2 protein-coding genes are annotated in these 2,027 nt (G+C 74.5%); both read right to left on the bottom strand.

Annotated features, from left to right (window positions below; all coding sequences use genetic code 11):
* Nucleotides 1-14: 14 nt before the first annotated feature.
* Entirely contained in the window at nt 15-1,079 is a 1,065-nt protein-coding gene (locus SSBG_RS24245) for an NAD kinase (protein WP_234010637.1), read from the bottom strand.
* The gene (locus SSBG_RS24240; protein WP_008748706.1) at nt 1,076-1,891 is read right to left on the bottom strand and encodes a TlyA family RNA methyltransferase; all 816 of its coding nucleotides are present in this window, start codon (nt 1,889-1,891) and stop codon (nt 1,076-1,078) included. The genes SSBG_RS24245 and SSBG_RS24240 overlap by 4 nt, the downstream gene beginning before the upstream one ends.
* Nucleotides 1,892-2,027: the final 136 nt, after the last annotated feature.

Genomic DNA, 2,027 nt, shown 5'->3' with positions numbered 1-2,027 from the left:
CGCGTCCTGCCGGGTCAGGCGGGCCTGCCGCGCCAGCCGGCGACGGGGAGGGCGAACTTGGCGACGAGACGGTCGGTGAAGGAGGCGTGGTGGAGCCGGGCGAGGCGGACGGGGACCGCTCCGCGCCGTACCTCGACGCGCGCGCCGGGCGGCAGCGGGACGGTGCGCCGGCCGTCGCACCACAGGACGCCGCTCGGCGAGCCGCCCTCCTGGACCTCGACGGCCAGTATCGAGGTGGGTGAGGTGACGAGGGGCTTGGCGAAGAGGGCGTGGGCGCTGATGGGCACCATGAGCAGCGCCTCGACCTCGGGCCAGACGACGGGGCCGCCGGCGGAGAAGGCGTAGGCCGTGGAGCCGGTAGGGGTGGCGCAGACGATGCCGTCGCAGCCGAAGCCGGTGACGGGGCGGCCGTCGATCTCCAGGACGACTTCGAGCATCCGTTCGGGGGAGATCTTCTGCACGGCGGCCTCGTTGAGCGCCCAGTCGGTGTGCACGAGCGCGCCGCCGCTGTGCACGAGGACGTCGAGGGTCATGCGCTCCTCGACGTCGTAGGCGCGGGTGACGACACGGTCGACCACGCGGTCGAGGTCGTCGCGCTCGGCCTCGGCGAGGAAGCCGACGCGCCCGAGGTTGACGCCGAGCATGGGGACGCCGGAGGCACGGGCGAGTTCGGCGCCGCGCAGCAGGGTGCCGTCGCCGCCGAGCACGATGAGGAGTTCGCAGCCGTCGAGTGCCTCGGGCGTGGCCTCCTGGATCAGCTCGACCTTGGGCGTGTCGGGCAGCGGCAGGTCGGACGCCTCCTCCTCCAGGACCCGGACTCCGAGTCCGCAGCGCAGGAGGCCCTGCACGACGAGTTCGGCACTGCGGATCGCGGCGGGGCGCCCGGTGTGGGCGAGCAGGAAGACGCTGCGGGGGCCCTCGCCGGGCTGGACGGTGTGCGCGGGCGCGATGCCGTGGGCGGTCACGGCCCCGTCCGCGCGCCGGGCGGGGCCGGCGCCGTGAGCCGGGTCTGTGCCGTGGGCGGGGTCTGTGCCGTGGGCGGGGTTGGTCGCGTGGGCGGGTTTGGCGGTCTCGGTCATCGGGGTCCTTCCGCAACCGCTCGGTCGACGTCGGCCGGGTCGAGCGGGGGAGCCCCGGCACGCAGCCAAAGAAAGTACTCGACGTTCCCGGAGGGTCCGGGCAGGGGGCTGGCGGTGACGCCGAGGACGCCGAGCCCCAGGTCCGCCGCCTGCGCGGCGACCTGCTTGACGGCCCCGGCCCGCAGCTCCGCACTGCGCACGACGCCCCCGCTGCCGAGCCGCTCCCTGCCGACCTCGAACTGCGGCTTGACCATGAGGACGAGGTCGGCGTCGGGGGCGCAGCAGTGGACGAGGGCGGGCAGGACGAGACCGAGCGGGATGAACGAGAGATCCCCGACGACGAGGCCGACGGGCTCCCCGTCGATGAGGCCGAGGTCCAGCTCGCGCACGTTGGTGCGGTCCTTGACGACGACGCGGGGATCGCTCTGGAGCGACCAGGCGAGTTGCCCGTACCCGACATCGACGGCGACGACCTGGGCGGCACCGGCGCGCAGCAGCACATCGGTGAAGCCTCCGGTGGACGCGCCCGCGTCGAGCGCGCGCCGTCCGGCGACCCGCAGCCCGCGCGGCTCGAACGCCTCCAGGGCCCCGGCGAGCTTGTGCCCGCCGCGCGAGACGTAGTCGGGATCGTCCTCGTCGGGGGTGACGACGACGGGGGCGCTCGTCTCGACCTGCGTCGCCGGTTTCAGCGCGAGCGCGCCGCCGACGCTGACCCGCCCGGCGGCGATGAGCTGGCTGGCGTGCTCCCGCGAGCGGGCGAGTTTACGGCGGACGAGTTCGGCGTCGAGGCGGCGGCGGGCCACTCCTGCCACGTTCGGTTCAGCTCCTTGCTGTTCGTCATCGTCACGGGACTGCCGGGGCACGCCCGACGATGCAGGTCACGCGCCCTGAGGGAATGCTACGGCGCGACACCGACAGGGGCCCCTCCCGCGGTCACCGACGGGTGGG

It is taken from the genome of Streptomyces sp. SPB074 (genome assembly GCF_000154905.1).
Taxonomy (GTDB): domain Bacteria; phylum Actinomycetota; class Actinomycetes; order Streptomycetales; family Streptomycetaceae; genus Streptomyces.
Note: the sequence above shows the minus strand (reverse complement) of the source record. Positions and strands in the feature narration are given on the sequence as shown.